Annotated in this window: 4 protein-coding genes; all 4 read right to left on the bottom strand. The window is 53.4% G+C overall.

Annotation, left to right across the window (positions count from 1 at the left end; genetic code table 11):
* Window positions 1-1,471: cobalamin biosynthesis protein CobQ (locus IQ256_RS28450; RefSeq protein WP_193859054.1), on the bottom strand; the 1,471-nt coding region annotated here is incomplete at its 3' end.
* A 107-nt stretch (window positions 1,472-1,578) separates the two neighbouring features.
* A complete protein-coding gene (locus IQ256_RS28445; RefSeq protein WP_193859053.1) occupies window positions 1,579-2,799 on the bottom strand; it encodes a polysaccharide biosynthesis/export family protein in 1,221 nt (406 codons plus the stop codon).
* The gene (locus IQ256_RS28440; RefSeq protein WP_193859052.1) at window positions 2,796-3,548 is read right to left on the bottom strand and encodes a cyanoexosortase B system-associated protein; all 753 of its coding nucleotides are present in this window, start codon (window positions 3,546-3,548) and stop codon (window positions 2,796-2,798) included. The genes IQ256_RS28445 and IQ256_RS28440 overlap by 4 nt, the downstream gene beginning before the upstream one ends.
* A gap of 98 nt (window positions 3,549-3,646) precedes the next feature.
* The coding region (crtB, locus tag IQ256_RS28435) for a cyanoexosortase B (protein WP_370623572.1) at window positions 3,647-4,653 on the bottom strand (1,007 nt) is incomplete at its 5' end.

The following is a 4,653-nucleotide window of genomic DNA, read 5'->3' as shown; positions in this document are numbered from 1 at the left end:
GTATAGGCATTAGGTGAGGCGATCGCATCTGCATCGTCGGAATAGTCCCGAGCAGCGCCACCTCTTGGGCTTCTAGGATGCCTTCGATTTCTTCAGCGGTACGAATAGTCCCATCGAGCATATCTAACAGGTAGATCACACCACCGCCGCTGACTAGTCCCACTAGCGCCCCCGCAAGCAGCACCATCGGTTTGCCTGGACTATCGATTACATTGACTTTGGCATAGGGCTCGCTAGCAACTACCAAACTGCTGACAGTCTCCGCCTCGGCGGCTTCGGCATCAATTAGGCTCGCCTGCAGCCGATCGTAGAAGGCTCGCCGGAGCACCACCTGCTGAGCCAGTCGGTTTCTTTCTAGCTCTTTATTTGGCAAGCTCGCATAATCTTGGCGCAGCCTTTGTTCAGATTGGGCAATTACCCTTTGCTGGTTGAGCAGAGCATCTCGCTGCGAATCGAGACTCACCAGCTGCGAAGCCAACGCAGCCCGAGCCGGATCGAGGTTGGCCTGAGTACCGCTAGGGATAGGCGCAACCGTACCATCGCCACCAAGCACCTCCGCCGATCGCCTGGCTAACAGTTCTCGGTAAGCCGCTAGACTTTCACTCAGCTCTACCATCGTCGGATGCTGATCGCGTAAGCCCTGGGCTCGCTGCAAAGCCATGACTGTCTCCGCCTCAGAAATTTGCGCTCTGAGCTGGGCGACTAGCGGATCGGCGCTAAGCGCGGAGGAGGCATAGGCCTGAGCTGGATTCATTCCCAACTGGCCCTGTAGGTTACGCATTTGAGCTTCAATGCCAGCAAGGGTAATTTCGTTGGTGCGTAGCTGCTGCTGGCTGCTTGAGATTGCGCCTAGTAGGCTGCCGTCGATTGAAGCTTGAATGGCAGGGCCTTCGTTACGGTCATAGGCTTCTAGCCTTTGTTCTGCCTGTCGCAGCTCGGTTTCGATTTCGGGTAGGCGTTCATTGAGTTCGGTGGCGATCGCCCTTAGCCGCTGCCTATTGGTGATTGCACTTAGCTCTACCATCGCATCAAACATGGTCTGCAGCACCACCTCTGTCACCTCAGGATCGCTTCCTGAAAAGCGTACGGTTACTCTCTGCTCATTGCTCTCTACGCCTTCTGCCGCTGCCGAGCGCACGTCAATCTTAGTGTTGGCGACCAGTTGCTTCGGCTTGTAGTCAATTCCTTGACTCGCTAGCTGACCGACCACTTCTTCTAACAAAATATCTGAGAGCAATAGCTCCTCGTTAATAATGCCTCGCCCCAGCGACTGAACCTGGTTGCCCGTCTCAGTTAGCGGGACTAGCGGCGAGTTGTTCACCAGCACCCCTTCTGATGAATAGGTGACCGGCGGCTCTGGCTGCAGCGCGATCGCAACAGACGCTCCCAAAATCGATAAGAACGTAAACAGACCCGCCCACTTATAGCGGTTCAGCGCTAGCAGATAGCGTTTTAGGAAGGGAGAAGCCATAAGGGTTGAAAGATAAAAAGATAAAGATAAGTAACTGTTTGAGATAGATGGCTCGGATCGGCTAGCTCAAATTGAATTGTTCAATTGACCCGCATTAAATGACTTGTTCAGTCCAACAAGCCGTTGCTATTGAAGAAAGTGTCAAAGAAGTTCGAAAAGCTGAGGATGTCTCTAAAAGGTCGAGAGACAGTTCCTAGCGCGTAGGAAATACGACCTACTAGGTTGCGGCCTACTACAATCACGTCGCCGTCTTGAAGCGGTGGATTTTGAGTAATGTCGCCCATGATGGCGGACTTGGCATCTAGCGTCACTGTTACTGCTCGCCCAGATTCAGTGTCATAGCGGATCAGAGCGACTTCCCCCAAATTGGCATTGTCTGGGTTGACACCTAGGACTGAAATGGCTTCTACAAACAAGCTACCGTTGTTGAGATCAAGTGTGCCAACGCCGCCCCTGCCGCCCGCGTAATTCAAGAAGCGCACGTTGATCACGGGCTGTGCCAGGGTAGAACGAGCGACCAAAAAGCTGTCGTAATCGTCTAGCCGACTAGGGTCTAGCTCTGGGATGACGAGCACATCCCCGTCTTCTAACCGGACATTAGGCAGCGAGCCACCTTCTCTTAGCGGCGTGAATAGATCGACGTTTTGGCTGCGCTCTATCATCTGACCTTGGTGATAGAACTGGCGCTGAATCTGGATGCCGCGCAGATCCGAGGTGCGTTTTGCGCCCCCGGCGCTTAGCAGGGCGCTGGCAACGCTAGGGTCCGCTAGTGGATAGAATCCTGGCCTTTGTACCGCGCCCAAGATCGTGACTTGAACGCTGCGGCGCGCCACTAGGGTAATAGCCACGTCCCGAGCGGCCTCTATCTCCACATATTGGTTGTAGAGGATCCGCAGTTGCTCTTCGGCTTGGGCGATCGTTAGCCCTTCAAACCGTACCCCTCCTTGGATAGGGACGATCACACTGCCGTTGAGATCGAGCGTGGCTTGAAAGCTTAGATCTGGGTAACGCTGTACGCTAACAAAAATCGAGTCGCCAGGGCCGAGACGATAGGCATCAAAATCTGGCTGCCAGTCTAAGTCTTGATTAGATTCGCTGGGCAGAGTGAGCGGGCGATCATATCGGGGGCTGCTCGCGGGCGGCAGGGTAGGAATCGTTTCTGCCGGAGTGGTTTCGATCTGACTGTGAGCTGGTGAGACCGGAAGCGATAGCAGCGTACACAAAGTCAGCAGACTGCTGAGAGCTGACAGATTGCTGGTAGAAAGACGGCTGGTTGAAAGTTCTTGGTGGTGGGGTCTGCATTGGCCTAGTTGGCGAGTGTTGGTCATAGCCGCTTACCAGTGAATACGCTGTTCGAGAGGTTAGTTTGGATTTTTTCTCCTAAGTTTTGAGCCAGGGTTTGATAAGGGGTGATGTCGCTGAGCGGCTCAATCGGTAGCCAGAGGCTGACCGCAACCCAAGGCAGGCGCTGATAGTAGCGCCACTGCATCTGCTGGTCGGCCCAAAACCATTTGGCTACAGAAGCGCTGCCCCCGCTAGGCCAGGCATACCATTGCAATACGGCATAGGTTTGGGTTTGATTCCAGGCCCGGAAGAAGTCAGGCTTTATTTCGGCAGACTGGTCGGTCGGTGCGCTAAAAGATAGCGTTTGGTAAGAATCGGTTTTCCACTGCTGCGACCCTTTGATGTCCACCCATTCAACTTCGGGCTGATCTTTCTCCCAGATTTGCGGACGTAGCAGCAGTACAACAGTGCTTGGATCTGCTGTCGCGTTTGAGTGAGATAGCTGTTGAATAGACCAGTCAGCGCCGCTTATTTTCCTTCGCAGCTGCTCTTCGGTTGTCCATTCAGGTAGCGTTAGGCCCTGATCTCGGAGGCTTTGAAGCGCCGTTTGATTAGCGACTTTGGGCGGGGTTGTCCAAGGCCAGCTAGAGGCGTATCTAGGCAAGGCGCTAACGGCCACGAATAGAGCAAGTAGCGCGCAGATGACGAGAGGCACAATGGCCGATTTCTGAGCCGATTTATTCTGAGCTGATTTATTTGGCGAGGAAGAATCTGGTAAGGAAGAAGAAGACACAGTGTGGAGAAAACCTATATTTCCAGAATGATGTTTCAGAATGATGTTTCTAAAAGTGAACGACCTAGACAAAGGCAGCCGTTTGACTGGGGCGATCGCTAGAAGTAATCGGGTCTTGGCGCTATCTCTGTCTGAGGGGTCTCGGCTTGTGGAGGGGTAGAGGCTGGTTGCTGTGAAGCTACGGTGCCATTGTCAGTACTGTTGTGGGCGATCGCGCGGTAGCTGTGATCATTAATACCGCCGCTCACTTGCAGCGTGGCAGGTAGATAGCGTTCTATAAATTGGATAAGTAAAACCAGACAGCCGAGCATCGCAGCGGAGTAAAGATCGCCGCCCCAGCTATCGTGCAGCCACTTGAAGGCGGCGGTCATCTGTTCTCCATGGAAGAAGGTAAGCGCAGCATTGCGAATAATGTTGCCAATGACGCTGATGGCGATAATGCCAACAAAAAAGAGGCCAGTCCTGAACTTGGATCGGTTGAGGCCAGTCCAGTAAGTCAGAATCAGACCTGCATAGAGGCTGGTGAATAGCATTTTGAGCCCAGCGCAGTGAGGCGCAACTTCGACCAGCTGATCGTTGACGTAGAGATAGATGCCGTCAACGACGACGTTAACGTCGAACTGAAGCAGGATAAAACCGGCCACGCCAGCAATGAAGCTCTGTAGCGGTAGGATATAGGGCTCGATCAGATAGGGAAATTGATTCGGCGTAGATAGTAGAATCAGCACCCAGGGAAAAGCATAGTGTTTGAAGCCAGCGCCCCCTTTCATAGCCAGCAGCAGTCCTGCTAACAGTAGAGGCATTGAGAGGTTCATCAGATCTAGCAGACCGCTGTTATAAAACAGGGCTGCGCCTACTAGTAGCGGGGCCGCCAGCCAGTGAGTACGGTCGGGCAGAGAATGCCATTGCGATCGCGACTCCCAAACTAAATAGCCGGCAAAAGGAATACCTAACAGTCCATGACTGAAATATTCGTGCTGGATGCTGATGGACTTATTCAGCCAGCCATCTACCCAATGCCAGATCAGCGGCGCGTACAGCACACCCAGCAGACTCAGGATGATGAGTTCGAAGGGGAGCTTGGGTGTGGCGCGGTTGATTAGCA

Source organism: cf. Phormidesmis sp. LEGE 11477, assembly GCF_015207105.1.
Taxonomy (GTDB): domain Bacteria; phylum Cyanobacteriota; class Cyanobacteriia; order Phormidesmidales; family Phormidesmidaceae; genus Phormidesmis.
Note: the sequence above shows the minus strand (reverse complement) of the source record. Positions and strands in the feature narration are given on the sequence as shown.